Below are 24,181 nucleotides of genomic sequence, written 5' to 3'. Positions count from 1 at the left end.
CTTTCCTTGTTATTGGGCCTAATCTAGTCACGCTGGCTGGTGTCGAGCAGACAGGTATTGTTGCTGGTACTTTAGCCTTTAAGCCCGATACGGGCGAAATAGATGGCGGTTTTGCCCTCATGGCTTGAGTAGTACACCAGCTTGAGTTCATCGCCGTCCAGCTCGATACCGGCGTAGCTGGTATCGCCGCCGGATGGCAGGGTTAAGAGCTCGGTGACCTTGGCTGTAGCACTATCGATTTCCACCAGCGAGGTGCGCACCTTATTGTCATAGAGGCGCACCACGGCCAGCAGGCGGTCGTTATAGAAAAAGGCCACCGGGCCACCGATACGGCAACTGAGCGGCTGCCAGTGCCAGATTTTGAAAGGTGCCTTGGCCTTGCCGAGCAGCCCGGTTTCTTGTGCGTCCCACACAGGATCGCGCCTAAGCAGGCAAAGCACTTCTGTATCTGAAGAGGTTTGAGCAGAGCGAGTCTGCTCGCCGCCCCGAAACAGCAGTGATGATTCGTTGACATAGCCGTCATTTTGCAAGGGGGCAACCCAGGGCGTAAATTGCAGCGTGCCGGATTGTGATGCTTGCAAGCGCTCACTGCGATAGAGCCTGACATCACCATCGGCGCCTGGGCGATAGCCCACGCCGTAGAGGCCATCTTCGGCCTCGGTCACCCGCCAGAGCCAGTATCCGGTATCGGCGACTTTTTCGGGCGCCGACCAGTTGATGCCATCCAGCGAGTGCCACATCAAGGACTGCAGCGGCGCCTTGCCATGTTTGGAGGCTGCGCCAAAAAGCCATAAACGGCCGGCATGGGCGAGCAGTTTGCCGTCACGCAGATCGCCAAGCTCGCTTTGAATAAGCGCCGCGGCCTGCCAGCTTTGGCCATCGTCGCTGGATTTAAGCACTCTCAGCGCACCATCATCAGACACATGGGCTTGGCCCTCCCGAAAGACGCAGTAGAGCGCTCCCTGCCAGCGGCATAGATCGCAAAAGGCGTTGTGTTCGCCTTGGTCCCAAATTTTTGTGTGTGAGATCAGCTGCATGCCTTGGCTCCCTGAGTTGCTGTTCCTTTATCTTATACCATTACTTAACTGCGCCAAGGTAAGTGGACTTTTTACGGTAAAAAGTGATGGCAAAAAACTTTGGCGAAAAGCTATGGCAAAAACGACGACAAAAACTATGCAAAAAAGCAGCGAGAAACAGTGCAAAAAGCTTAGAAAAACAGTAACAAAAAAGGCCGCCGCGGCGACCTTTCATTGCATTGGAATCACATCTTTAGATGGGATTAGATAGGCTATCGACAAGCTATAACACACTGCCGATAAGGCCTTGGCGGCATCAGCTGCGCTGCCGGGTCGGCTTGGGCTTGCCCGCCGCCGTCTTGTGTTTACGCACGGCGCGGCGCACCTTGGCACTGCGTACCTTGTTACGGGCCACGCTGTGTTTGTCGGCGCCCAGCATAGAGCGAGTTTCCGGATCCATGCCCGCCAATTGGCGCAGGTAGTTGACCTGCTCCAGCGGCAGTTCGACCCAGCCGCCACGGGGCAGGCTCTTGGGCAGTTCTATCATGCCGTAACGCACCCGAATAAGGCGGCTCACCTGCACTTCCTGGGATTCCCACAGACGACGCACTTCACGGTTACGCCCTTCGCGCAGGGTAACGTGCCACCATTGGTTGATGCCTTCGCCACCGGCGGCCTTGATGTGGTCAAACTGAGCCGGGCCATCTTCCAGCATAACGCCGCTGCGCAAACGCTGCAGCGCCGCTTCCGGCACTTCACCGAAGGTACGCACGGCGTACTCACGCTCCACTTCATTGGAGGGGTGCATCAGGCGGTTGGCCAGTTCACCGTCTGAGGTGAACAGCAACAAACCCGAGGTGTTGATATCCAAACGTCCCACTGCAACCCAGCGGCTGTCTCGGGTGCGGGGCAGACGATCGAATACTGTGGGCCGGCCTTCGGGATCTTTGCGCGAGCAGATCTCCCCTTCCGGCTTGTGGTAGGCCAGTACCCGGCAGATCACATCATCGGCAGATTTCAGCGATACCGCACGGCCATCGATACGTACCTTGGCGTCGGCTTCGATGCGATCACCCAGTTTGGCGATTTCTCCGTCAATACTCACGCGACCTGCAGCAATCCATGCCTCCATCTCACGACGGGAGCCATGGCCTGCACGGGCCAAGACTTTCTGCAATTTTTCGCTCATTCAAGTTGACTCTTCTAAGGGTTCCGGCGGTGTTTTCATCCCCGAAAATACCGCCTCTAATGATTCGGCGTCAGACAGAGGCGGCAGATCCGCTATGCTGTCCAGACCGAAGTAAGCCAGAAACTCTGTAGTGGTGGCGTATAACGAAGGCCTTCCCGGCACCTCTTTGTGCCCCACAACGCGGATCCAGCGTCTGTCTGTTAAATTCTTGATAATCTGGCTGCCGACAGCCACCCCTCTGACCAGCTCAATTTCGCCGCGGGTCACAGGCTGACGGTAGGCGATAACCGCCAGGGTTTCCAATGTTGCCCTGGAGTACTTGGGCGCCTGCTCCTGCCACAAAGGTTGCAGCAAGGGGCTGAGGCTGTCGCGGGTCTGAAACCGATAACCGCCAGCAACCTTGACCAGTTGTACTCCACGCTCCTGGTAATCCAGGGTCAATTCATCCACCGCGGCGCGAATACGCTCGCGGGAGACACTGAAATCGGCCAGCACGGTTTCTCTCAGCGCCTTCAAGGTCATGGGCTTGGCCAGCACAAACAGGCTGGCTTCGATCAGTTGTTTCAGCTGAAGGTCGTTAATCTTCGCCAAGTCGGCTCCCGTCAGTACGCCTTGAGATAAATTCGCGATAAAGGTTCGGCCTGGATCAGTTCCACCAGCAGTTCCTTTACCAATTCCATCAACGCCAGAAAGCTGACCACCACTCCGGCGCGCCCCTCTTCCACCTTGAACAGGGCTTCAAAAGGGGTGTAATGCTCACTGGAGAGCATGGCCAGAATTTGGCTCATCCGCTCCCGGGTAGAAAGCTGCTCGCGCTGCACCTGGTGAGAAGTGCCGGCTTCCACCCGCTTGAGTACTTCGCCAAAGGCCCGGGCCAGTTCAGCCAAAGACACATCCGGCGGCACCAGCAAGGGCTTGATATCCGGCGCCTTGCCCGCCTTGGCCTGGAATACGTCCCGCTCGAGCCGGGGCAGTTCATCCAGCCTCACCGCCGCCTCTTTGATGGCTTCATAAGCCTTGAGTTGGCGGATCAGCACGGCTCTGGGGTCTTCCTCTTCCTCGGTTTCCAGCTCCGGCCTTGGCAACAACAAGCGCGACTTGATTTCCGCCAATGTTGCCGCCATCACCAGATAGTCGGCCGCCAGCTCTACCCTGGCGCCCTGCAGCAGCTCGATATACTCAAGATACTGGGCGGTGATCCTGTGGATGGGCAGATCTACCACATCCATTTTTTGCTTGCGGATCAGGTACAAAAGCAAGTCGAGCGGCCCTTCAAACGCCTCAAGAAACACCTCAAGCGCCTCGGGAGGAATAAAGAGATCGGCAGGCAGCTCTCTAAGCGCCTCACCCCGCACTACGGCAAGCGGCAGACTCTGTTGAACGCCTTCACTCAAGCCGTTTTCTCTCCTCTGGCAGCATCCTTAAGGCGGCATAGGCCGACCAAACGCGCGATTATACCTTTATTGAGCGGTTAAAGAAATGGGCTGATATCGCCACTGCCTTCACGGACTATGACCATTTCGCCTTCAGACATGTCTATCACTGTGGTGGGCTTTTCGCCCAGGTAACCGCCGTGGAGAATGGCATCTACCTGATGTTCGAGAATATCGCGGATATGCTCGGGATCCGACTCGGTAAAGTCGTTGCCGGGCAGAATAAGACTGGTGGACATCAAGGGTTCACCCAGAGCTTCCAGCAGCGCCAGGGCGATAACATTGTTCGGTACCCGAATGCCTATGGTGCGTTTCTTTTCGTTCTGCAGCCTTCTTGGCACCTCTTTGGTGGCCTTGAAGATGAAGGTGTAACAACCCGGTGTGTTGTTCTTCAGAATGCGAAACGCCTGGTTATCGACTCTGGCATAGGTCGACAGCTCAGATAAGTCGCGACACATCAGCGAAAAGTTATGATCATTGTCTATCTGGCGAATTCTGGCGATACGGCTCATGGCGTCTTTATCACCAATCATACAACCCAGCGCATAGCCGGAATCTGTGGGGTAAACTATGACCCCGCCGCTTTTCAGAATGCTCACCGCCTGGCTTATCAGACGGGTTTGAGGATTCACCTCATGTACGTAGAAAAATTGACTCATTTAGTTATTGTCCATTGCTTGCATTGCCAGACCCAGTTCAATCCCTGGGGCCGATACAGATTCTTGCCCAGTTCCAGCCAGCGGCCGGGAAAGTGGAAATCGGATCCCACCGAGGCGTAGAGGCCGTTGAAAGTGGCCAGCGCCCCTAAATTATTTCTGTCGTCTGTAGTTTGCTGCCCGAGCACCACCTCCATGGCATCGCCACCGGCGGCCTTGAACTCGCGCACCAGGCGTTTGAGCCACTTGGCCGACAGTTGATAGCCACTGGGGTGGGCCAATACGGCCACGCCACCTGCGTTGTGGATTACCTCAATGGCCGTCGCCATCTCGCCCCAGTTGTTGGGCACATAGCCCGTCTTGCCGCGGCCGAGAAACTTCTTGAACACGCTGGCGCTATCCGGCGCGTGCCCCTGCTCGGCCAGGAAACGGGCGTAATGGCCACGGCTCAGCGCCGCATCACCGGCGAGCGCCCTGGCGCCTTCGTAAGCCCCTGGAATACCGGCCTTTTCAAGCCTTGCGCCTATCTCGCGAGCCCGCTCTTCCCTGAGCTCACGTTGACGCTCGAGAAAGACAAGCAGGTTTTCGTCGTGGCGGTCGATATCCAGCGCCACGATATGAATATCATAGGCGTGCCAACGGGTAGAGATCTCAACCCCGTCCACCAGGGTCAAAGGTGAGCTCTGCCCGGCATTGAAGGCATGGGCCTCATCCAGCCCGGCGACTGTGTCATGATCGGTAATCGCCAGCAGCTCAACCCCCTTTTCCAGGGCGCGTTCGAGCAACTGAGACGGTGTCAGTTGGCCATCTGAGGCTGTGGTATGGCTGTGAAGATCGGCCAAAGTATTTTCAGTTATCATAGCGCTATTGTACTTGGTTTTGTTGGCAAAATGCGATTTATCTCCGCTGGGCGACGGCAAATTGGCAGAAATTTGCATAAATTAAAAATATTCAATTGACATTGGCGGGCAGCTGGGTTTTTCTATAGGTCAAACGTCGAGAGGACAAATTTTCAATGACACACTTCAACGCTTCACTCAACATCATCTGGTGGTGGCACTTCCCTTAACGCGGGTAGTGTGAAGCGCTGTGCACGATTGAAAATAACGCAGCCAAATTCAACAAAGAGCCCGCAAGAGATTGCGGGCTTTTTTGTGCTTAACGGTCAGGAAAACCCCGCAGCCAGGCTAAACAGCGGAACAACAGGAAGGACAGATGAACAGAATCGAGCCAATCGCCAGAGTACACTGCCAGACGCGGTCACTGCCCTATTACGACGATCCCCTGAAACTGTATCAGCAACTGACTCGGGACAAGCCTCACAGCATGTTGCTGGAGTCGGCCGAAATCGACAGCAAGGATCACCTGAAAAGCATTATCCTCAGCCACGCGGCGCTGGCCATTCGCTGTGACGGGTCGACCTTGAACTTCGAGGCTTTGACAGACAACGGCGCCGGACTGCTACCCGCCATTCACGACTTCTTTAACTCGCGCGGTGAGGTCAGCCTGGAGAATCAGAGCCTCAAGGTCGTGCTGCGCCCCATCACTGCCGAGCTGGATGAAGATGCCAGACTCAAGGCAGGCTCGCCGCTCGATGGCCTGAGATTACTGCAGCAGGGTCTGGTTGATGAAAACGAGAGCCAGTTTGAAACCGGATTTCTGGGCGGCGTTTTGGGGTACGACCTTATCGCCAGCACAGAGCCGCTGCCAAGCGTAAGCCAGGGCACCAACCACTGCCCCGACTATCTGTTTTATCTGGCTGAAACCCTGATAACAGTGGATCACCAAAAGGGCTGCGCCGAAGCCGTGGTGATGGAGTTTAATGGCAACAGCGAGGTGCAGGCCGAGCTTGGCGCCAGACTGGATGCCATAGAAACCAACTGCCAGCTGCTGGAAGATGTCGCCCCTTTGAGCGGCGTACATGCCGAGGCCAGCGTCAATATCAGTGACGCCGATTTTTGCCGCCAGGTGAGCCGCCTCAAGGAGCATATCTGCGCCGGTGATATCTTTCAGGTTGTGCCATCACGCAGTTTCAGCCTGCCCTGCCCCAATACTCTGGGCGCCTATCGGGCACTGAGACTGACCAACCCCAGCCCCTATATGTTTTACCTGCGCAGCGCCGACTTCACCCTGTTTGGCGCCTCTCCGGAAAGCGCCCTCAAGTATGAAGCCGAGGGCAATCAGGTTGAGGTTTACCCCATCGCCGGTACCCGCAAACGCGGCAAGACCCCAGATGGCGAGATAGATTTCGATCTCGACAGCCGTATAGAGCTGGAACTGAGACTGGACAAGAAAGAGTTGTCGGAGCACATCATGTTGGTGGACTTGGCCCGCAACGATATCGCCCGCATCAGCCAGAGTGGCAGTCGTAAAGTGGCCGAGCTGCTGAAGGTAGACAGATACTCCCATGTGATGCATCTGGTCAGCCGGGTAACCGGGCAGCTTAGGGAAGATCTCGACGCCCTGCACGCCTATCAGGCCTGCATGAACATGGGCACCCTGGTGGGCGCCCCCAAGGTGCGCGCCGCCCAACTCATTCGTGAAACCGAGCAGCAACGCCGCGGCAGCTATGGCGGCGCCGTAGGTTATCTCAACGCCCTTGGCGATATGGACACCTGCATAGTGATCCGCTCTGCCTTCGTCAGCGAAGGCATGGCGCACATCCAGGCCGGGGCCGGAGTGGTCTATGATTCAGATCCCCAGGCCGAGGCCGACGAAACCGCGCAAAAGGCGCAGGCAGTGATCAGTGCAATCAAGATGGGAGGTGGCCTGTGAAACTCTATCTATTGGATAACTTCGACTCCTTCACCTACAACCTGGTGGATCAGTTCCGCAGCCTGGGCTTTGAAGTGCTGGTGTACCGCAATAATGTCAGTGCCCAGTTGCTCGCCGAGCGGATGCTGGCGGAACCGGGTCAGGCGGCACTTATTCTGTCTCCCGGCCCGGGTGCCCCCGGAGAAGCCGGTTGCATGATGGAGCTTATTGCGCTGCTGGCCGGCAAACTGCCTATTCTCGGTATCTGCCTTGGTCACCAGGCCCTGGTTGAACATTACGGCGGCAAGGTTGAACGTGCCCCCCAAGTGGTACACGGTAAGGCCAGCCCGGTCGAGCACAACTGCGACGGCCTGTTTGCCAACCTGCCATCTCCCTTGCCTGTGGCCCGCTATCATTCACTGGTGGCAACCAAGGTGCCCGACTGCCTGGAGGTGATTGCCACGACAGAAGGCATGCCTATGGCCATCAGCCATCGCTGTGATGCCGCAGTCGGCTTCCAGTTCCACCCCGAATCGATTCTCACCACCCTTGGCAGCACCTTGCTGGTGCAAACACTGCAATACCTGACCATGAGCCGCGAGGAAACCTGCCATGACTGAACTGCAACCTCTGTTCGACAGCCTGTACCGGGGCGAGTCCTTAAGCCGCAGCCAGGCCGCCAGCCTGTTTGCCGAGCTTATCGACGGCAAGCTCAGCGAAAGCCAGATGGCGGCCATGCTGATCGCGCTCAAGCTCAAGGGCGAAACCATAGACGAGATCAGCGGCGCCGCCGATGCCCTGCTGGCCGCCGCCAAGCCGTTTCCGCACCAATGCCAAAGGGTAGTGGATATTGTCGGCACCGGCGGTGACGGCCACAACACCATCAATATCTCTACCACGGCCGCCTTTGTTGCCGCCGCAGCCGGGGTCAATGTTGCCAAACACGGCAACCGCGGGGTGTCCAGCAAGTCGGGCTCTTCCGATCTGCTGGCACAGTTCGGCATAGACTTGACCATGTCGCCCGAGTGCGCCGCCAAACACCTTGCAGTCAACGGCCTGTGTTTTCTGTTTGCGCCCCATTATCACGGTGGAGTGCGGCACGCTGTGCCTGTGCGCCAGGCGCTCAAGACCCGCACCCTATTCAATGTACTCGGCCCGCTGATTAATCCGGCTCGCCCCGACTACATGTTGCTCGGGGTCTACAGCCCGAGCTTGGTTCGCCCCATCGCCGAGGTGTTGCGGGCCCTTGGCGTCAAAGGCGCCATGGTCGTTCACGGCAGCGGCTTGGATGAAGTGGCGCTGCACGGCGAAACCCAGGTGGCCGAACTCAAGGGTGCAGAGATAGTGGAATATCGCCTCACCCCGGCAGACTTTGGCGTGCCGCAGGCGACGCTGGCCGAGCTGGAAGGCGGCACCCCGGCAGAAAACGCCCTTATTACCCAAGCACTGTTCGCCGGTAAAGGCAGCGCCGCCCAGCGTCACGCCGTGGCCATCAATGCCGCCTGCGTGCTCTATCTCGCCGGCAAGGCTGACAATCTCAGGCAGGCCACCCAACTGGCACTGGCCACCCTGGATGATGGCCGCGCCTGCGCCAAACTCAACGCCCTGGCGGACAAAGCCCACCAAACCCAGACTGAAAACAATGACGCCAACTCACCACAACCCAGCAAGGCAGGAGCTATATCATGAGTAACGTGCTTGAGCGTATCGTCGCCACCAAGCAGCAGCATATTGAAGCCCTCAAGCTGCGTTTTCCCGAAGAGAGCCTGATGCCCAAGACGTCGGATCGCAGCCTGTATCAGGCACTCAGTGCAAAAGGCGCCGGCTTTATTCTGGAATGCAAGAAGGCCAGCCCCTCCAAAGGGCTTATCCGCAAAGACTTCGATCCGGTTGCCATTGCCGATGTTTACAGCCGCTACGCCTCCGCGGTGTCGGTACTGACAGACGAAGCCTTCTTTCAGGGGGACTTTCGTTATTTGCCCAAGGTGCGGGCCAGAATCAAACAGCCGGTATTGTGCAAAGACTTTTTTGTTTCGCCTTATCAGGTTAAGTTGGCGGCCCATCAGGGCGCCGATGCCATCTTGCTGATGCTGTCGGTACTCAGCGATGAACAATATCGATTGCTGGCGAGCGAAGCCGAGCAATATGCCCTCGACACCCTCACCGAAGTCTCCAACGAGGAGGAACTCAAGCGGGCGCTGGCTCTGGGCGCGCCGATTATTGGCATCAATAACCGCAACCTCAGGGATCTGAGTACAGATCTGGCGATGACAGAATACTTAGCTCCCAAGATCCCCGAGGGGACACTGATCATCAGCGAATCCGGGATCTACAACCGTGAAGATGTACGCCGCCTCAGCCCGCTGGTCGACGGCTTTTTGGTGGGCAGCTCGCTGATGGCCGAGGCCGATTTGGATCTGGCCTGTCGCCGCCTTATCTATGGCAACAACAAGGTGTGTGGCCTGACCCGGGAGCAGGATCTGCTGGATGCGGCAAAATCCGGTGCCGTCTATGGTGGCCTCATCTTCGCCGCCAAGTCCCCCCGTTGTGTCAGCCGCGCCCACGCCGCCGAACTGTGCCGTTACAACGCCGAGCAGCCGCGTAAACTGGCGATGGTGGGGGTTTTTGTCAATGAATCACCGACTCAGATGGCCGAGCTGGCCAATGAACTGAAACTGAGCGCGCTGCAGCTTCATGGCAGTGAATCAAGCGAAGATATTGCCAAGCTCAAGCAGCTGCTTGAGCAAAATGGGCACCAGGCCGAGATCTGGAAGGCAGCCCCGGTCAATGTCGACGGCGGCGAGCTGCCGACCTTGCAGGAAGGCGCCGACCGCTATCTCTATGACAGTAAAAGCGGCGACAGCTTTGGTGGTACCGGCAAACATTTCGATTGGCAGCAAGGGCTTGCCCAGCGTGAACGCGCCATGCTTGCCGGTGGCCTGAGTCCGGACAACGCCGCCTTGGCTGCCACCCAAGGCTTTTTCGGGCTGGACTTTAACTCAGGGGTGGAAAGCGCCCCCGGCATCAAAGACAGAGCAGCACTGCAGGCGGTGTTTAAGCAGCTCAAAGCCTGACAAGAACAACAGTATTCGCCTGTCAGACAGGCGCAACAAGTATCCTAAGGAAAGCAGTATGAGCGAGTTAAAACTCAACCCTTATTTTGGGGAATACGGCGGCATGTATGTGCCGCAGATTTTGATGCCGGCGCTGAAGCAGTTGGAAAGTGCCTTTGTCGAGGCCCAGAATGATCCCGCCTTTCAGGCCGAGTTCACCGAGCTTTTGAAAAACTATGCCGGGCGCCCCACCGCCTTGACCCTGACCCGTAACCTGTCGCCCAATGACAAGGTAAAAATCTACCTCAAGCGGGAAGATCTGCTGCACGGCGGCGCCCACAAGACCAACCAGGTGCTGGGGCAGGCGCTACTGGCCAAGCGCATGGGTAAAAAAGAGATCATCGCCGAAACCGGCGCCGGTCAACACGGGGTGGCCACCGCCTTGGCCTGCGCCCTGCTGGGCCTTAAGTGTAAAATTTACATGGGCGCCAAAGATGTGGAGCGCCAAAGCCCTAATGTGTTCCGCATGCGTTTGATGGGCGCCGAGGTCATTGCTGTCACCTCAGGCTCTGCCACTCTCAAAGATGCCTGCAACGAGGCGATGCGCGACTGGTCCGGCAGCTATGACAAGGCGCACTACCTGCTGGGTACCGCCGCCGGGCCTCACCCTTTCCCTACCATAGTCAGGGAGTTCCAGCGCATGATAGGCGCCGAAACCAAGGCGCAGATCCTTGAGCGTGAAGGCCGACTGCCGGACGCCGTCATTGCCTGTGTCGGCGGCGGCTCCAACGCCATAGGTATGTTTGCCGACTTCATAGATGAAGCCTCGGTGCGCCTCATAGGCGTTGAGCCGGCCGGAAAAGGCATAGATACGCCGATGCACGGCGCGCCGCTGCGGCACGGCAAGACAGGCATCTTTTTTGGCATGAAGGCGCCCTTGATGCAGGACAGCAACGGCCAGATAGAAGAATCTTACTCCATCTCTGCCGGGTTGGATTTCCCCTCTGTGGGCCCGCAACACGCCCACCTCAACGCCACCGGACGCGCCACCTATGAGTCGGCCACCGATGAAGAGGCGTTGGATGCCTTCCAGTTACTGGCCCGTAGCGAAGGGATTATTCCGGCGCTGGAGTCGGCCCACGCGCTGGCCTATGCCATAAGGCTGGCCAAAGAGTGCCGCGAAGAAACCATACTGGTGGTTAACCTCTCCGGCCGCGGCGATAAAGACATATTTACCGTTTCCGATATCCTGGCAGAGCGCCAGGCTGCATCTGCGCAGTCAGATAAATCACAGGAGTCACAGGCATGAGTACACGTTATCAAACCACTTTTGCCCGGCTGCAGGCCGAAGGCCGCGGCGCCTTTGTTCCCTTTGTGACACTGGGCGATCCCGGCCCTGAGCTGTCGCTGCAGATTATCGACACCCTGATTGCCCATGGTGCCGACGCCCTCGAGCTGGGCTTCCCCTTTTCCGATCCGTTGGCCGATGGCCCGGTGATCCAGGGCGCCAACTTACGGGCGCTGGCGGCAGGTACCACGCCGGCCAAGTGCTTCGAGCTTATCGCCGAGGTACGCAGCCGTTATCCCGAGTTGCCCATCGGCCTGCTGTTGTACGCCAATCTGGTATACGCCAACGGCATCGACAACTTCTATCGCCGCGCCGCCGAGGCCGGGGTGGATTCAGTGCTGATAGCCGACGTGCCGGTTGAGGAAGCCGCACCTTTTATAGAAGCCGCCAAGGCCCATGCCATAGCGCCTATCTTTATTGCGCCACCCAATGCCGATGATGATACCCTCAAGGCGGTGAGTGAAGCCGCTGAAGGCTACACCTATCTGCTGTCCCGCGCCGGGGTAACAGGCGCCGACAATAAGGCAGGTATGCCGGTGGATGAGGTACTGGCCAAGCTCAAAGCCTTCGATGCGCCGCCTCCACTGTTGGGGTTCGGTATCGCCGAGCCGGCTCAGGTCAGTGCCGCAATTGCCGCCGGCGCCGCCGGTGCCATCTCGGGCTCTGCCGTGGTCAGGATCATTGAGCAACACCAAAATGCACCCGATATGCTATTGAGCACTCTGGCCGACTTTACCCGTGCCATGAAGGACGCCAGCTAATCTCAGCCCTCTTTAATCCTCCAGCCAGGGTATTCCCTGGCTTTTTTATGTTTGCCTTACAATGACTTTGCGCTTGTTACTTGTGTTGGCACAGGGTAACAAGATACCCTTGAATCATTCTCTATGCGGTTGCAAAGAGAAGCATGTAAAACCGAGATCCTTGTATCAAGCTAATCATCTCGGCTTCAGGGACGAAAGGGACTTTCGGCCGTGCGGTAGCTATTGTTTTAATGCACTGTTTTAAAGCTGTATTTAAGGCAATGGCTTGGGATAGAGCCGCGCAGCACTCAGATACGCTTCAGGAGCCCAGTCTCAAACCGCGACTGACAACCAACTACACCAAGCGGAACTCAAGTATGAGAAGACTATTTTACCTCCCGATTATTCTATTCTCGACTGCTGCTATGGCATAAACACTGGAAACGGATGGTTATAAAATAGAGATAGAAATCAACTGTGAAAGTGAAATGTTATGTGACGATGTTTCCTATATAGGCCAGTCCAAAAAGTTGGGGGAATCAAATAAGATTAACCGGTAGAACAGTACACACTATGTGCAATGATGGTGTTACCCCCTGCACCTTCCTGGGCTATGAGTTTCAAAACGACTCAATCAATTACTTTGTTTCCGTCTTTGGCGAGCTTAGCGTCACCAATCAACATGGCGAGTTGATCCTGGAACAATCCGGGCAATGGCTCGATTAGCATACTCATCAGCAAATCCAAATTCACTATCAGACTTAATTGTATAAAGGACAGGGAAAGAATAATGATAAAAAGGATGTTAGCTGTTTTTGGGATAAGCTTTTTTATTGTCAGTTGTGCCAATATTCCACTTGGCACCATGCTCAGTCTAAGCTCCTTCGATGAGCAGGATTTTGTTCAATTAAACCCGCAAGTCATCAGATCGCAGATCCTTATCGATGCGCCGGGCAAACTCGACCTTGATACCACTGAACTGACCCTGGAGCTGGATAGCAGTAAGGGAATATCCAGCTATCGCTTCCCGCTCAGACTGGAATCGACTGAGATTATCCCCCAAAACGAGGGACTGTTCAGCACCAGTCCTATGAAACACCATTACCAATTGGCACTCTCTGAAACGGCAATAAGCAGTTTCAGGCAAGTGCAGGCGTTGATAAATACCGAGACACCCACAGAGTACAGCTTTTCCATCGACGCGGGCCTTGCTGATACAAGCAAACCGTTAAGGGAAGTCACCTTGTCGGTTTTGATCAAACTGACCGAAGAGCAGGGATATCTGACCTTGATAGATAACGCAACACTCAACCTCGAACATTAGCCTTGATCTTGGGCCTTGAGCATAAAAAGACAGCAGCCTTAACCCCTGATTTGATTAAGACTAGCTCCAAAACAACCAACAACAACTCAAGGAAATCGGTATGCAGATTGACCTTTTACAGCAAGTTGATGATGACCTGCAAAATGAGCTTATCGACAAGCTCAGAACCTATAATCACAGCTATATAAACGAAACTAGCCAACCTCTTGCCGCCATCGCTCGCGATTCCGAGGGACAACTCATTGGTGGCGTGAGTGGCCGCAGCATCTATCGCCAGTTGCTGATTGAGGTTGTTTGGGTCGCGAAGGAGCATAGAGGTTCAGGCCTCGGCAGCCGCTTAATGGCTCTGTGCGAGCAAGAGGCAATCAAACGGGGGTGCCTGGCTGCGCAGCTCGACACTTTGTCGTTTCAGGCGCCGGCATTTTATGCCAAACAAGGGTTTGAAGTTGTCGGTTCGGTCAGCGGAATTCCCGGCAGTCCGGACAGGTATTTTATGTGTAAACGCTTCAATGGCTGAAGGCCTGGCCAGGCTGCAATATGCCTTTTCTCCTGAGGGCGTGTTTGCGCCTTGTTCAATTTAGAGACTTGTTCCATGCACGGACTCATGAGTAACACCAAGTGGCGCAAGGTATTGACTGTTCTGGCCAAGTACCCCGTCTATCTACAGCTCAAACGCCTGCAGGATGAAGACTTTCCACTGGATGTCGAACGCGCCGATCTGATTCTATCTGAGCTGGGTGCGACACACTTTACTTATGTAAGATGTTCAGTCAGCTACAACGAGATAGACAAGTTGAAAGTAAAACGTCCAGCCAGAATATCGGCTTGGGGAGCAAACGAGATGACAGATTTATTCTCAGAGCTGAGCACGGACCTGAAAACCCTAGGTCAGCTCCCTTGCCAATTTGGGACCGATACGCTTGTCCTGTTCGGTTATCAACAAAACGTCGACTGAAGCCGGTATTATACTCCCCCAAAAATGACAGAGAACGCCATGACACTGACACAACTCAAGAAACTGTTACAGCAATGCCCCAACGCCACTGCCGACTATCCTTTTGGTCCTGAGGCCAGAGTCTATAAGGTGATGGGTAAGATGTTTGCCCTGCTGGCCGAGCAGGAAACGCCCCCTAGGGTGACACTCAAGGCCAAACCTGCCGATGTGCAGGCACTGATCGATAGCTTTGAGGCGATAGTGCCCGGCTATTACATGAATAAGCAGCATTGGTTCACGTTAACCTTGAATGGTGAGGTCAGCGAGGATATGCTCCGTGACCTGATTGAGGCATCCTACGCCCTGGTTGTCAGTAAACTGACCAAGGCGCAACAAGCCCAGTTGCAACAGCAAAACACCTAAAAATGACTTTTCTGATTGAGGGAACAATCGAGATGCGTGCCAGCCTGCGACAAAAAGTTATCCATGTCTGCCAGCAAAAAATCGCCCAGAAGGGCGAGAATGTTGGCGTCTCCTTCTATGCCTTCTTTGCCAACAAGAATGATGATCCCGAGTTGCTCATGGAGGCCGCTACCTGGTGGATCCAGACCCACAAACTGGATCACTTTGAGAAGGCCCGCAAAATTCTGCAAATGGTGCAAGCCGGGCAATAACCTCAGCGGCTGAGTAGCGCTAACCAGAGCCTAATTAAGCCCATGGATATAAACCATGCAACTGCAGGAAGCGCCGGGGAAAGATGAGTACGTCCTGCTCGGCCTGGTTCTCAAAGAGAACCACAACCCGACCCCGGATTGGAAAACCACAAAATATGAACATTGAAACCCCATCCAGTGCCGACTTTGCTGAGCTGCTGCAAGTCTGGGAAGATTCAGTGCGCGCCACCCACGACTTTATCAGCGAAGCCGATATCGCCTTTTTCAAGCCGCTGATCCTCGATAAGGCCTTCCCGGCGGTGACGCTCAGATGTATACGAGATGAGGCCAAAGCCATTGTCGGCTTTCTGGGCGTAGCAGACGACAAGATAGAGATGCTGTTTGTTCACAGCCGGGCTCGCGGCCAAGGCGTAGGCAGTGCCCTGCTCAAGCATGCCATCGAAGACCTCGGCGCCAACTTGGTCGATGTCAATGAGCAAAACCCACAGGCGGTCGGATTCTACCGGCATCAAGGCTTTAAACAGATCTCCCGCTCGGCACTCGATGCCATGGGTAAGCCCTTCCCTATTTTGCATCTGGCACTTGATACCTCAAAAGGATAACTGATTGATGTCCAAGGAAGATGAGTTAAACAAAAAATATCGCGCACTACCCCGCGGCGCTCGTTGGCACTTAAAGCTGGATGCCGATGGACGAGCCTACTTTATTGGCAGACAGCAAACCCTGGCTACAATCTGGGGCTTTATCATGCTGGTTCCCCTGTCGGCCTCAAGTTTAATGGCTGTGGTGCTGACAGGTAAATCACAGGTATTTCATGCCGTCTCGGCCTTGCTGTTGTTAACCCTGGCAATTGGCTGTTTGGGGGTGAGAAGGCGTTGGCTGTTTGACCCTAAAAGCGCTGAGATTCAAGAATACACCGGCTGGTGGCGTATAAAAGCCAAGCCCCGTAAAACCCTGCCCTACAGTCAACTCTCTATTCATATTACCCCACTGGCGCAAACGCCCAATGGGGTACAGCTGGTGCTGCTCGGACAGCGCCACACCCTGACAGATATGGCCGAGGCGCTGGCATTGATAGGCTTTTTGCGCGGCTGCGCCGGCCCGCTTGCAGTCAATGAACTTGAAGTCTATGAAAAAGTCACTGCCTGGCCCGAGTTGAAAGCCGTGCCCTTTGACACAGCTCCAAGCGACTCGGCGCCGGAGGCCGAGAGCCAGGCCGCAAAATCCCCCCATACCGAAACCAAGCCTCTGAAAGCCGCGACTCAAACTGGCCAATCCATCAGTCAGTACCGGCCCATTTGGGAGCAACACCTGATGTGGAAACTGGCACTGCCGCTGCCGCTTTTTGCCCTGCTCGGACTGCTAATGACACGCTTAGGGAGCTGAGCCATGGCGCACTGGAACAAGTACTCCTCACAAAGGGCCGAGTTGGTATTTGGCCGCTGGACCTGGTTAATCGGCCTGCCGCTGGCGGCGCTGACTCTGGCACAGGTGTATTTCGGGCTTAACCCTGAATTGCTGCTCGGTTGGGCCATGGGAGCAACACTCGGCTGGCACGCGTTATTCTGTCGCCATAAGATCTTGATAGACAAAGATACCTGTGTGCTGGTGCACAGTATTCGCAGTATCTACCCCATAGGGCAACTCAAGGTGCCACTGGCCGAAATCAGCGGATTTTGCCTCTGCCCCCACTTCGGCGAGCCCAGATACTGGGACTTGATCTTGATGCTCAAGGATGGTCAGAGAGTGACCCTGCTGAGACGTAAGGGCAAGGCCGCAATGCAGGAGTTGGGTAAAGAGCTGGCCGATGTCAGCGGCCTGGCCTATGACGAAGAGTTCAGAGACTGAATCCCGGCTTGCATGAGCATTGAATAACATTCCTGAAGAACCCAATTGTCAAACTGATACCAGACAAGGAGGCTGTATGTCTGTTTATACTTCACCAAACGCCCAAACTCCTAGCGCCAGCTATGGCGCGGCGGACAAGAAACCCACTATCGCCATAGTGGCTTTCGATGAATTTACCGATATCGATCTGTTTTTGATGTGGGACATAGTGGGCCGCATCCAGAATGATTGGCAGGTCAAGCTGCTCGGCAGCAGCAAAAGTCACAAATCGGCATTGGGTCTTGAGATTGAGATGCAGGGCCATATTCGCGAAGCCAACCAGGCTGATGCCGTGCTGTTTATCAGCGGCAAACAGGGGATCCCGCTGGCGCTGCAAGACCCGGACTTTATCAATACTTTTGAGTTGGATCCCAACAAGCAACTGCTCGGCTCTATCTGCGCCGGTTCCTTTATCCTGCAAAGATTGGGGTTACTGGATTGCCGCGCGGCCACCACGCATCCGGATGCCAAAACGGCATTGCAAAAGACAGGTGCCGAAGTACTGGATGAACCTTTGGTGATAAGAGGCAACATAGCTACCGCCGGTGGCTGCCTGTCGGCCATGTATCTGTGTGCCTGGCTGGCCGAACGCCTGCTCGGCGAAGAGAAGCGCCGGGAAATGCTAAGGGAGCTGTTGCCCGCCGGACAACAGCCTCAGTTTGAGGCCATTATTGATGCCAGCCTGCAAAGTGCTGCCGAGGCTGCAATCCAAACCGCATGCCAATAACTATTGAGAATAATCGCCTATAGAGGTTCTGTGGCAATAACAGCTTGAGAAATCCGTAGCGCTCCAGTAATTTGGGCCAAGTTTCATTGCTTGGTGCCGTTACCGAGCTTAAGGAGTCGAGATGCAATCTGCACTGGTAAGCAGCGAGTGGTTGGCCGCTCATCTTTCTGATCCCAAGTTGGTCATTTTGGATGCCAGCATGGACAAGGTGATAGGCCGCGAGCCGATAGTCTACGATGAGCCCTGCTTTATTGCCGGTGCCCGGCGGCTGGATCTGGAGCGGGAGTGCACAGATCTGCAGTCCAGTGAGTTACACGCTCTGCCGAGTCAGGCCCAGTTTACCGAGCTGGTGCAGCGGCTAGGCATCGACCAGGACTGCACTGTCGTCATCTATGACAATCAGGGCATCTACTCATCGCCCCGGGGCTGGTGGTGTTTCAAGGTCATGGGCTTTGAGCAGGTGTTTGTTCTCGACGGCGGTCTGCCCAAATGGCTCAAAGAGCAGCGCCCCTGCGCCGACAAGCCGGCGACCGAGTTTCAGCGCGGTAACGCCTGTGGGCAATATCAAGCGGAAAAGGTCTGTAACGCCCTCCAGGTATTGGATACCCTGGCAGGCAAGCAGGCCATGATACTGGATGCCAGAGCCAGCTCACGCTTTCTCGGCCAGAGTCCCGAACCCAGAGAAGGCGTGCGCAGCGGCCATATTCCCGGCGCCGTGAATCTGCCGTTTGCCGAAGTGCTGGATGGCGACAGCCTGAAACCTCAGCCGGCACTGGAGCAGATTTTTCTGCATCTGGGTGCCATGGACGCCAGACGCAGCGGCAAACCTTTGATCTTCAGTTGCGGCTCAGGGATCACCGCCTGTATTTTGATCCTGGCGGCCTATCAGGTACGCCTCGACGCCCTGATACTCTACGACGGCTCCTGGGCCGACTGGGGCAGCAAGGCCCATCTGCCGCTGGCAACAAGTTAAGACCAAAGCCGTTATAAACCAAAGCGGTTAAAAATCAGGGCTGTTAAAAACCATCTCTCGCTTTCAGCCCAACTGAAGGCGAGCAACAAACAGTTCTCTAGCTTCACCTTCACCCTCGAGCTCAATCTCAAGCCTGCTTCCCCAAGCAGGCTTTTTAACATCATAGCCGCCCACCAGCTTGCCCCTGCAAAATAGAGCCAAGGCTGCTGCTTATGCTTGTCTAAAGAACAGCCTTAAGCCCTTTTCTGACAACGCCACACTTTCTTAAGGCGCCGCAATCTTTCAACCAACATGCTTTTCTTTCACCGCCACAAAGTATACGATTCATATATGTTTTATATATAAAGTGTATTTTTAGCATATGGGAATTATCAAGATCTCCGATGAACTCCATGAGGAGCTGCGCAAGGCCAGCGGCCTGATGGCGCGCTCCATCAACGCCCAGGCGGAATTTTGGATCAAGATGGGCATGCTAGCCGAGCTTAACCCCGACCGGAGTTTCAATGAGCTGATGGCCGAGCTGTATCAGCGGGAAGCCATCAAGGTACCGGGAGCGCAAAATGCTTGATCAAAAAAGAAAAATTCATTTAAAAACTGCGGCTGAAGCCGAGCTGATGCGCCGCTCAGGCGCCCTGCTTGCCAAGGTATTTGCCATGTTGGATAACTTTGTTGTTCCCGGCATTTCGACCATGGCCATCAACGACAGAGTAGAAGACTTTATCGTCAACGAGCTTAAGGCGCGCCCGGCCAGCAAGGGCCAATACGGCTATGCCTATGTGCTCAACAGTTCGGTCAATGAAGTCGTGTGTCACGGGGTTCCGTCGGAGCAGCAGTTGCTGAAGGCCAGCGATATCGTCAATCTGGATATTACCCTCGAAAAAGATGGTTTTATTGCCGACTCCAGCAAGATGTACCTGATGCCACAAGCATCGCCTTTGGCCAAACGCCTGGTACAGGCCACTTATGAAGCCATGTGGCGAGGGATCAAGATGGTCAGGCCCGGTGCCCGCCTCGGGGATATTGGCCATGCGATTCAGCAGTATGCCGAATCCCAGGGCTACAGTGTGGTCAGGGAATACTGTGGTCATGGCATAGGGCGCGAGATGCACGAAGAGCCCCAGGTGCTGCACTATGGCCGCGCTGCCAGCGGCCTGGAACTGCGAGCCGGTATGTGTTTTACCATAGAGCCGATGATCAACCAGGGCGGCGCCAAAATAAAGACCAAGAAAGATGGCTGGACAGTAGTGACCCGGGATAAAAAACTCTCGGCCCAGTGGGAGCACACCATACTGGTGACAGATACCGGCTATGAAGTGCTGACCCTCAGAGATGAAGAGCGCTGAACCACAGCGCTCATCCCAAACGCTTACGGAACCTCAATGAAGCGAGCAACACGCCTCCCAGGGTGAACGCCCCCAGCCAAAAGGCATCTTTAGCCAACATCAGGATATCGGCCTCACGCAGGACTATGGCGCGCACCATACGCATAAAGTGCGTCGCCGGCAGCGCTTCGGCAATCCACTGTGCCGCAATTGGCATAGCTTCGTAAGGAAACATAAAGCCTGACAACAAAATAGAGGGCAGCAGGATAAATACTGTCAGTTGCATCGCCTGCAATTGGGTCTTGGCAATGGTGCTGATCACCAGGCCCAGGCTGAGGCTGGCAAAGATAAACAGCAAAGAGGCCAGCAACAAGCTATCCAGACCGCCGCGCACCGGCACACCGAACAGGAAGTGGCCCACGCTGAGGATAATACTCACCTGGATAAGCCCCACCAGCACATAGGGGATGATTTTCCCCACCATCAGCTCCATGGGTTTGACCGGGGTGGTGATCAGAAACTCCATATTGCCTTGTTCTCTTTCCCTGACAATGGCGGCAGAGGTGAACATGATCATTGTCATGGTCAAAATCACCGCCAGCAAGCCGGGCACTATGTTAACCACTGTGCGCTGCTCCGGGTTGAAGTACTGCACCACCTCAAAACTTGGCACCCGGTTGTGGCTGCTGAAACCGGCCACCTCATCCAGCGGCATGCTTCTCAGGCTACGAATCGCGGCGGCGATAACCGTATCCGAGCCATCCACCAGCCACTGGGCCACGGGCCGGGTAAGCTGGCTGTCACTTTGACGACGGTCGAAGGCTGGATGATTCACCAGACGGGCATTGAGATCCGCCGGCAAATAGAGCACGGCGCGCACTTCCCCCGAGGTGATGGCCACCTCGGCCTGTTCGATAGAGGCGTATTTTGCCTTGAAGTCCACCACTTGGGTGGCCTTTACCGCCTGCACCAAGGCCCGGCTATAGCTGCTGGCGGACATATCCACCAATCCGGCGGGCAGATGCCTGGCATCGGTATTGATGGCGTAGCCAAACAGCAGCAGCTGCACCAGAGGGATCATCACTATCATGCCGAAGGTCATCCTATCCCGCGACAGCTGCCTGAGCTCCTTGAGCATGATTGCCAATATCCTAGCCCACATGTCGACCTCCGGTGCAGGATACAAACACATCTTCGAGACTGGGGCGTGCCATGGCGAGCTTGCGCCCATCGCAATAGGGGCTGAGAAAGGCGATGGGATCTGTGGCATCACGCCGCACCAACACCCTGAGCCGGGTGCCTACCTGAGCGGCAGAAACAACCTCAGGCAAGGCCACCAACTGCTGCTTGAGCGCCCTGAGCTGCTCACCGCTCACTTCCACCACGCTGGCGCCCATCTGTTGCATCAGTTCGGCCGGGGAGCCATCGGCCCGCTTGGCGCCGCGCTCAAGGATTGCCAATGCATGGCAGCGCTCCGCCTCGTCCATGTAATGGGTTGAAACCAAAATAGTGGTCCCGGCGGCGCAGAGATCGAACAGCCGCTCCCAAAACTCGCGGCGGTTTTCCGGATCGACCGCCGAGGTGGGTTCATCGAGAAACAACAGCTCGGGGGAGTGCAGTGTGGCGCAGGCCAGTGCCAGACGCTGCTTCTGACCACCACTCATGGAGCCGGCCAACTGAGACTCCCTGCCCTCCAGGCTATACAGATGCAGCAGCTCTTCAATGCGCGCCTTGCCGCGGCGGCCGAACAAGCCATAAATACTGGCGACAAATCTGAGGTTCTCCAGCACAGACAGATTATCGTAGAGAGAGAACTTCTGGGTCATATAACCTATACGTTGCTTGAGCGCCTCTTCGTTACCGGCAAGTGGCTCTCCCAATACGGTCACCTCACCGGCATCCGGCAACAACAGGCCGGTAAGCAGACGAATCGCAGTGGACTTGCCGCAACCGTTGGGGCCGAGAAAGCCGTAAATACTGCCACGGGGAATGGCGAGACTGAGATTATCCACCGCGGTCAACTCACCAAAGCGCCGGGTCAGTCCGTGAGCTTCAATGGCTAGGGGAGCTTCAATGGCCAGGGAAGAATCAATGGACAAGGTGGCTTGAGTGGCCGAAGAAGCACCGGCATCAGCTGACTGAGTCATGGCAGTCGTACCTCCAGCGCCAGCCCTGAGGGCAGAGACTCGGCGCCCTCGACATCGATATCCGTCAGATACATTAATCTGGCACGATCGCGCTCATTAAGGGCATAAAACGGGGTAAAGGCAGGTTGGGAACGGATATTTCTGACGGTGCCGTTGAGCGGCTGCTCCACCCCATCGACCCAGACCTCCAGCTTGTCGCCACGGGAAAGCTTACTGATGGCCGTTTGCGGCAGATAAACTCTGGCATAGGGTTTATCAAGTGCCAAAAGCGCGACAAGTTGAGTGCCCTGAGCCACTCGATCGCCCCTCTTCCAGGGCAATATGTCCACCTCTGATGCCAGCGGCGCCCTGAGACTGAGGTCGTCCAAGGCTTTCTCCTCGGCCTTGAGCGCCGCCGCTGCGGCTGCCACTCTGGCTTCGGCCTGGGCCAGTTGTTCGCTGCGGGTACCGTTTTCCAGTTGCAGCCATTGTTCATTGGCCTGCTCGACCAAGGCCTTGGTGTGATCCCGCTCGGCGATGGCCGCATCCAGCTCCGCCTGCCCCACCACTTTGGCGGCAAACAGCTCGCGGGTGCGCTGATATCTGAGTCTGGCTTCGGTCGCGGCTGCCGTTGCCGCCTCTATGGCGGCTCTGGCCGCTCGCCGCTCTTCTACCCTGGCACCTTGTTGCAGCTCATCGAGCCTGGCGCCGACCTCGGCCAGTTCGGCGCGGCGCTGTGCCACTCTGGCTGCCGCACTGCGGCTGTCCAATTGCAGCAACAACTGCCCCGCCTCGACCTTGTCACCCTCGGCCACATGGATATCGGCTATCTGCTCGGCAACGGGGGCTGAAAGCTGGATACGATCCCGCTCCAGTGTGCCCATGGCGCGGCTTTCGTCGCTGTCGCCGCAAGCTTGCAACAGCAATAGTGTCGCTGTCAGTATCAGGGATATCTTGTTCATTGGGGTTCCTCACTGCCTGGGTTGGCGGCAATATCCTGGCGCAATAAGCCTTGATGCAGGACTTTGGCATTGTGCTCTGCCAGCTGTTTGAGCCAGGTTTCGTTCAATTCGACACCGAAGTCCCGCATCAGATGGGCCGGGGCGATCAGCGGAAACACCATCAGGCTGACAAAACTCAGCCGCGCCAAGGTAGGGTCCAGGTTGGGATTAAGGCCTTGATCTTGCCCAAGCTGGCGGATCCACAGCCTCGAGCGGCTGAGCATGTCACTGAATACGCTGGCAAGGGCATCGAAGGCTTCACTGCCTTCTCTGTGATTCAATACCTGGATGATAAGCCCGGGCAAGGCCGGGTTGGCGGCCATAGCGCGGTAATAGACCTGCATCAGCTCAAATGGCCCGCCAAAACCTGGCTCGGGCCTTTTCTTGCTCGAATCAAGACTCATCTTGCTGGGCTCAAGGCGGCTATTGTTGGGCTCAGGGCTGTTTGCAGAGCCCTCAGAGGTAGATTGGTGACTTTGCGCGGCATTGTAGTGTTTGAAAGCTTCCAGCACAGGAGCGATGGTGTCTCTGACCATGGCCTCAAACAGGCCTGCCTTGGAGCCGAAGTAATAACGGATCATCGCCGCATCCACTCCCGCCTTGCGCGCCAGCTCTCGGGTGGAAACCCGCTCATACCCCTTCACGGTAAAGCAACTGCGCGCGGCTTCTATCAAAGCATCCCTGGCCCCTGAATGGCCTTTAGGACGACCGGCTGTGGCTTTCATCCCCTGCTCCTCAAAAATTCCTCTTGTGATGAATATACTCAGTTTAGTGCTTATATGGCAGTGAGTTAATTCTCCATTCATGCCTATGTTGGGGAATTTAGTCGGCCCAGTTCAGAGGCATTGAGCAAGCTTGCTCCACCGTATTCGACTCCTGTCCTTTACCTCTCCGCCGACGGAGCCAATGGGAATTCCATCACTCTTGAGCAAATCGCTCTCAACTCAGCCACTCTCAAATCAGTCGCTCCCAATGCTGTAAATGCCGTCTTTATCCGACCAATTTGTGGTTATCGGTACAGACT

At 55.8% G+C, this 24,181-nt stretch carries 29 protein-coding genes; 19 read left to right on the top strand and 10 right to left on the bottom strand.

Features of this window, described 5'->3' with window-relative positions; translation table 11 throughout:
• Positions 1-71 precede the first annotated feature (71 nt).
• The 6 genes from ACWAU4_RS09150 to rnm all read right to left on the bottom strand — a co-directional run bounded on the left by ACWAU4_RS09150 (position 72) and on the right by rnm (position 5,154).
• Positions 72-1,037, bottom strand: a complete 966-nt coding sequence (locus ACWAU4_RS09150) for a sialidase family protein (protein ID WP_208125778.1) — start codon at positions 1,035-1,037, stop codon at positions 72-74.
• Positions 1,038-1,332: 295 nt separating this feature from the next.
• Positions 1,333-2,205, bottom strand: a complete 873-nt coding sequence (gene rluB, locus ACWAU4_RS09145; RefSeq protein WP_025010665.1) for a 23S rRNA pseudouridine(2605) synthase RluB — start codon at positions 2,203-2,205, stop codon at positions 1,333-1,335.
• The gene (gene scpB / locus ACWAU4_RS09140) at positions 2,206-2,796 is read right to left on the bottom strand and encodes an SMC-Scp complex subunit ScpB (RefSeq protein WP_025010666.1); all 591 of its coding nucleotides are present in this window, start codon (positions 2,794-2,796) and stop codon (positions 2,206-2,208) included.
• Between the two features lie 11 nt (positions 2,797-2,807).
• The gene (locus tag ACWAU4_RS09135) at positions 2,808-3,599 is read right to left on the bottom strand and encodes a segregation and condensation protein A (RefSeq protein ID WP_096141267.1); all 792 of its coding nucleotides are present in this window, start codon (positions 3,597-3,599) and stop codon (positions 2,808-2,810) included.
• A 77-nt stretch (positions 3,600-3,676) separates the two neighbouring features.
• Positions 3,677-4,297: an L-threonylcarbamoyladenylate synthase gene (locus ACWAU4_RS09130; RefSeq protein WP_025010668.1), complete on the bottom strand. Its 621-nt coding sequence runs from the start codon at positions 4,295-4,297 to the stop codon at positions 3,677-3,679.
• The gene (rnm, locus tag ACWAU4_RS09125) at positions 4,294-5,154 is read right to left on the bottom strand and encodes an RNase RNM (RefSeq protein WP_454290545.1); all 861 of its coding nucleotides are present in this window, start codon (positions 5,152-5,154) and stop codon (positions 4,294-4,296) included. The genes ACWAU4_RS09130 and rnm overlap by 4 nt, the downstream gene beginning before the upstream one ends.
• Before the next feature lie 355 nt (positions 5,155-5,509).
• Here rnm and ACWAU4_RS09120 point away from each other — a divergent pair, with 355 nt between their 5' ends.
• The 19 genes from ACWAU4_RS09120 to map all read left to right on the top strand — a co-directional run bounded on the left by ACWAU4_RS09120 (position 5,510) and on the right by map (position 20,051).
• On the top strand, positions 5,510-7,069 hold the full coding sequence (locus ACWAU4_RS09120; protein ID WP_251101158.1) for an anthranilate synthase component 1: 1,560 nt from the start codon (positions 5,510-5,512) through the stop codon (positions 7,067-7,069).
• Positions 7,066-7,668, top strand: coding sequence for an aminodeoxychorismate/anthranilate synthase component II (locus tag ACWAU4_RS09115; protein ID WP_071477071.1), 603 nt, complete (start codon positions 7,066-7,068; stop codon positions 7,666-7,668). Before ACWAU4_RS09120 ends, ACWAU4_RS09115 begins: the two co-directional genes overlap by 4 nt.
• Complete coding sequence (gene trpD, locus ACWAU4_RS09110) at positions 7,661-8,737, top strand: anthranilate phosphoribosyltransferase (protein ID WP_096141270.1); 1,077 nt, start codon at positions 7,661-7,663, stop codon at positions 8,735-8,737. Before ACWAU4_RS09115 ends, trpD begins: the two co-directional genes overlap by 8 nt.
• Positions 8,734-10,122, top strand: a complete 1,389-nt coding sequence (gene trpCF, locus ACWAU4_RS09105) for a bifunctional indole-3-glycerol-phosphate synthase TrpC/phosphoribosylanthranilate isomerase TrpF (protein WP_208125777.1) — start codon at positions 8,734-8,736, stop codon at positions 10,120-10,122. The genes trpD and trpCF overlap by 4 nt, the downstream gene beginning before the upstream one ends.
• A gap of 58 nt (positions 10,123-10,180) precedes the next feature.
• Positions 10,181-11,410 carry a tryptophan synthase subunit beta gene (gene trpB / locus ACWAU4_RS09100; RefSeq protein WP_208125776.1) on the top strand — a complete coding sequence of 410 codons (1,230 nt, stop codon included), beginning with the start codon at positions 10,181-10,183 and terminating at the stop codon, positions 11,408-11,410.
• Positions 11,407-12,210 (top strand): tryptophan synthase subunit alpha, encoded by an 804-nt coding sequence (gene trpA / locus ACWAU4_RS09095; RefSeq protein WP_081737130.1) that lies wholly within the window; start codon positions 11,407-11,409, stop codon positions 12,208-12,210. The genes trpB and trpA overlap by 4 nt, the downstream gene beginning before the upstream one ends.
• Before the next feature lie 552 nt (positions 12,211-12,762).
• Positions 12,763-12,915 carry a hypothetical protein gene (locus ACWAU4_RS09090; protein WP_201314576.1) on the top strand — a complete coding sequence of 51 codons (153 nt, stop codon included), beginning with the start codon at positions 12,763-12,765 and terminating at the stop codon, positions 12,913-12,915.
• 76 nt (positions 12,916-12,991) lie between these two features.
• Positions 12,992-13,513: a hypothetical protein gene (locus ACWAU4_RS09085; RefSeq protein ID WP_208125775.1), complete on the top strand. Its 522-nt coding sequence runs from the start codon at positions 12,992-12,994 to the stop codon at positions 13,511-13,513.
• Between the two features lie 100 nt (positions 13,514-13,613).
• On the top strand, positions 13,614-14,030 hold the full coding sequence (locus ACWAU4_RS09080; protein ID WP_028780253.1) for a GNAT family N-acetyltransferase: 417 nt from the start codon (positions 13,614-13,616) through the stop codon (positions 14,028-14,030).
• Positions 14,031-14,117: 87 nt separating this feature from the next.
• On the top strand, positions 14,118-14,468 hold the full coding sequence (locus ACWAU4_RS09075; RefSeq protein WP_025010675.1) for a hypothetical protein: 351 nt from the start codon (positions 14,118-14,120) through the stop codon (positions 14,466-14,468).
• Positions 14,469-14,507: 39 nt separating this feature from the next.
• Positions 14,508-14,870 (top strand): MmcQ/YjbR family DNA-binding protein, encoded by a 363-nt coding sequence (locus ACWAU4_RS09070; protein ID WP_025886772.1) that lies wholly within the window; start codon positions 14,508-14,510, stop codon positions 14,868-14,870.
• 32 nt (positions 14,871-14,902) lie between these two features.
• Positions 14,903-15,121, top strand: coding sequence for a DUF6500 family protein (locus ACWAU4_RS09065; RefSeq protein WP_028780256.1), 219 nt, complete (start codon positions 14,903-14,905; stop codon positions 15,119-15,121).
• Between the two features lie 155 nt (positions 15,122-15,276).
• The gene (locus ACWAU4_RS09060) at positions 15,277-15,723 is read left to right on the top strand and encodes a GNAT family N-acetyltransferase (protein ID WP_025010677.1); all 447 of its coding nucleotides are present in this window, start codon (positions 15,277-15,279) and stop codon (positions 15,721-15,723) included.
• 7 nt (positions 15,724-15,730) lie between these two features.
• Entirely contained in the window at positions 15,731-16,507 is a 777-nt protein-coding gene (locus ACWAU4_RS09055; protein WP_144132128.1) for a hypothetical protein, read from the top strand.
• Between the two features lie 3 nt (positions 16,508-16,510).
• Positions 16,511-16,969, top strand: coding sequence for a hypothetical protein (locus tag ACWAU4_RS09050; RefSeq protein ID WP_025010679.1), 459 nt, complete (start codon positions 16,511-16,513; stop codon positions 16,967-16,969).
• 76 nt (positions 16,970-17,045) lie between these two features.
• Positions 17,046-17,735, top strand: a complete 690-nt coding sequence (locus ACWAU4_RS09045; RefSeq protein WP_081737132.1) for a DJ-1/PfpI family protein — start codon at positions 17,046-17,048, stop codon at positions 17,733-17,735.
• A 121-nt stretch (positions 17,736-17,856) separates the two neighbouring features.
• Positions 17,857-18,708: a sulfurtransferase gene (locus tag ACWAU4_RS09040; RefSeq protein WP_208146802.1), complete on the top strand. Its 852-nt coding sequence runs from the start codon at positions 17,857-17,859 to the stop codon at positions 18,706-18,708.
• 361 nt (positions 18,709-19,069) lie between these two features.
• Entirely contained in the window at positions 19,070-19,276 is a 207-nt protein-coding gene (locus ACWAU4_RS09035) for a ParD-like family protein (RefSeq protein WP_025010681.1), read from the top strand.
• Entirely contained in the window at positions 19,269-20,051 is a 783-nt protein-coding gene (gene map, locus ACWAU4_RS09030) for a type I methionyl aminopeptidase (RefSeq protein ID WP_208125773.1), read from the top strand. Before ACWAU4_RS09035 ends, map begins: the two co-directional genes overlap by 8 nt.
• Positions 20,052-20,061: 10 nt before the next feature.
• On the opposite strand, the gene ACWAU4_RS09025 is transcribed toward map, so the two are convergent.
• The 4 genes from ACWAU4_RS09025 to ACWAU4_RS09010 are packed head-to-tail and all read right to left on the bottom strand — an operon-like array spanning position 20,062 to position 23,882.
• Positions 20,062-21,192 (bottom strand): ABC transporter permease, encoded by a 1,131-nt coding sequence (locus ACWAU4_RS09025; protein WP_208125772.1) that lies wholly within the window; start codon positions 21,190-21,192, stop codon positions 20,062-20,064.
• Positions 21,182-22,177, bottom strand: a complete 996-nt coding sequence (locus tag ACWAU4_RS09020; protein WP_208125771.1) for an ABC transporter ATP-binding protein — start codon at positions 22,175-22,177, stop codon at positions 21,182-21,184. Before ACWAU4_RS09020 ends, ACWAU4_RS09025 begins: the two co-directional genes overlap by 11 nt.
• Complete coding sequence (locus tag ACWAU4_RS09015) at positions 22,174-23,118, bottom strand: HlyD family secretion protein (protein ID WP_208125770.1); 945 nt, start codon at positions 23,116-23,118, stop codon at positions 22,174-22,176. Before ACWAU4_RS09015 ends, ACWAU4_RS09020 begins: the two co-directional genes overlap by 4 nt.
• Positions 23,115-23,882 carry a TetR/AcrR family transcriptional regulator gene (locus ACWAU4_RS09010; RefSeq protein ID WP_208125769.1) on the bottom strand — a complete coding sequence of 256 codons (768 nt, stop codon included), beginning with the start codon at positions 23,880-23,882 and terminating at the stop codon, positions 23,115-23,117. The genes ACWAU4_RS09015 and ACWAU4_RS09010 overlap by 4 nt, the downstream gene beginning before the upstream one ends.
• Between the last annotated feature and the right edge of the window lie 299 nt (positions 23,883-24,181).

The organism is Shewanella sp. FeAMO, assembly GCF_053653955.1.
The sequence above is the reverse complement of the archived record's forward strand: the minus strand, read 5'-3'. Positions and strand labels throughout refer to the sequence as shown.

What these genes read in the sequence shown, in the direction of transcription:
- ACWAU4_RS09130 (WP_025010668.1), bottom strand. Translation starts at nt 4,297, where the DNA reads ATGAGTCAATTTTTCTACGTACATGAGGTGAATCCTCAAACCCGTCTG.
- ACWAU4_RS09075 (WP_025010675.1), top strand. Translation starts at nt 14,118, where the DNA reads ATGAGTAACACCAAGTGGCGCAAGGTATTGACTGTTCTGGCCAAGTAC.
- ACWAU4_RS09060 (WP_025010677.1), top strand. Translation starts at nt 15,277, where the DNA reads ATGAACATTGAAACCCCATCCAGTGCCGACTTTGCTGAGCTGCTGCAA.
- ACWAU4_RS09085 (WP_208125775.1), top strand. Translation starts at nt 12,992, where the DNA reads ATGTTAGCTGTTTTTGGGATAAGCTTTTTTATTGTCAGTTGTGCCAAT.
- ACWAU4_RS09120 (WP_251101158.1), top strand. Translation starts at nt 5,510, where the DNA reads ATGAACAGAATCGAGCCAATCGCCAGAGTACACTGCCAGACGCGGTCA.
- ACWAU4_RS09065 (WP_028780256.1), top strand. Translation starts at nt 14,903, where the DNA reads ATGCGTGCCAGCCTGCGACAAAAAGTTATCCATGTCTGCCAGCAAAAA.
- ACWAU4_RS09050 (WP_025010679.1), top strand. Translation starts at nt 16,511, where the DNA reads ATGGCGCACTGGAACAAGTACTCCTCACAAAGGGCCGAGTTGGTATTT.
- ACWAU4_RS09150 (WP_208125778.1), bottom strand. Translation starts at nt 1,037, where the DNA reads ATGCAGCTGATCTCACACACAAAAATTTGGGACCAAGGCGAACACAAC.
- trpD (WP_096141270.1), top strand. Translation starts at nt 7,661, where the DNA reads ATGACTGAACTGCAACCTCTGTTCGACAGCCTGTACCGGGGCGAGTCC.
- rluB (WP_025010665.1), bottom strand. Translation starts at nt 2,205, where the DNA reads ATGAGCGAAAAATTGCAGAAAGTCTTGGCCCGTGCAGGCCATGGCTCC.
- ACWAU4_RS09035 (WP_025010681.1), top strand. Translation starts at nt 19,070, where the DNA reads ATGGGAATTATCAAGATCTCCGATGAACTCCATGAGGAGCTGCGCAAG.
- ACWAU4_RS09090 (WP_201314576.1), top strand. Translation starts at nt 12,763, where the DNA reads ATGTGCAATGATGGTGTTACCCCCTGCACCTTCCTGGGCTATGAGTTT.
- ACWAU4_RS09070 (WP_025886772.1), top strand. Translation starts at nt 14,508, where the DNA reads ATGACACTGACACAACTCAAGAAACTGTTACAGCAATGCCCCAACGCC.
- ACWAU4_RS09080 (WP_028780253.1), top strand. Translation starts at nt 13,614, where the DNA reads ATGCAGATTGACCTTTTACAGCAAGTTGATGATGACCTGCAAAATGAG.
- trpA (WP_081737130.1), top strand. Translation starts at nt 11,407, where the DNA reads ATGAGTACACGTTATCAAACCACTTTTGCCCGGCTGCAGGCCGAAGGC.
- ACWAU4_RS09020 (WP_208125771.1), bottom strand. Translation starts at nt 22,177, where the DNA reads ATGACTCAGTCAGCTGATGCCGGTGCTTCTTCGGCCACTCAAGCCACC.
- ACWAU4_RS09055 (WP_144132128.1), top strand. Translation starts at nt 15,731, where the DNA reads ATGTCCAAGGAAGATGAGTTAAACAAAAAATATCGCGCACTACCCCGC.
- ACWAU4_RS09015 (WP_208125770.1), bottom strand. Translation starts at nt 23,118, where the DNA reads ATGAACAAGATATCCCTGATACTGACAGCGACACTATTGCTGTTGCAA.
- ACWAU4_RS09040 (WP_208146802.1), top strand. Translation starts at nt 17,857, where the DNA reads ATGCAATCTGCACTGGTAAGCAGCGAGTGGTTGGCCGCTCATCTTTCT.
- ACWAU4_RS09045 (WP_081737132.1), top strand. Translation starts at nt 17,046, where the DNA reads ATGTCTGTTTATACTTCACCAAACGCCCAAACTCCTAGCGCCAGCTAT.
- ACWAU4_RS09010 (WP_208125769.1), bottom strand. Translation starts at nt 23,882, where the DNA reads ATGAAAGCCACAGCCGGTCGTCCTAAAGGCCATTCAGGGGCCAGGGAT.
- map (WP_208125773.1), top strand. Translation starts at nt 19,269, where the DNA reads ATGCTTGATCAAAAAAGAAAAATTCATTTAAAAACTGCGGCTGAAGCC.
- rnm (WP_454290545.1), bottom strand. Translation starts at nt 5,154, where the DNA reads ATGATAACTGAAAATACTTTGGCCGATCTTCACAGCCATACCACAGCC.
- trpCF (WP_208125777.1), top strand. Translation starts at nt 8,734, where the DNA reads ATGAGTAACGTGCTTGAGCGTATCGTCGCCACCAAGCAGCAGCATATT.
- trpB (WP_208125776.1), top strand. Translation starts at nt 10,181, where the DNA reads ATGAGCGAGTTAAAACTCAACCCTTATTTTGGGGAATACGGCGGCATG.
- ACWAU4_RS09025 (WP_208125772.1), bottom strand. Translation starts at nt 21,192, where the DNA reads ATGTGGGCTAGGATATTGGCAATCATGCTCAAGGAGCTCAGGCAGCTG.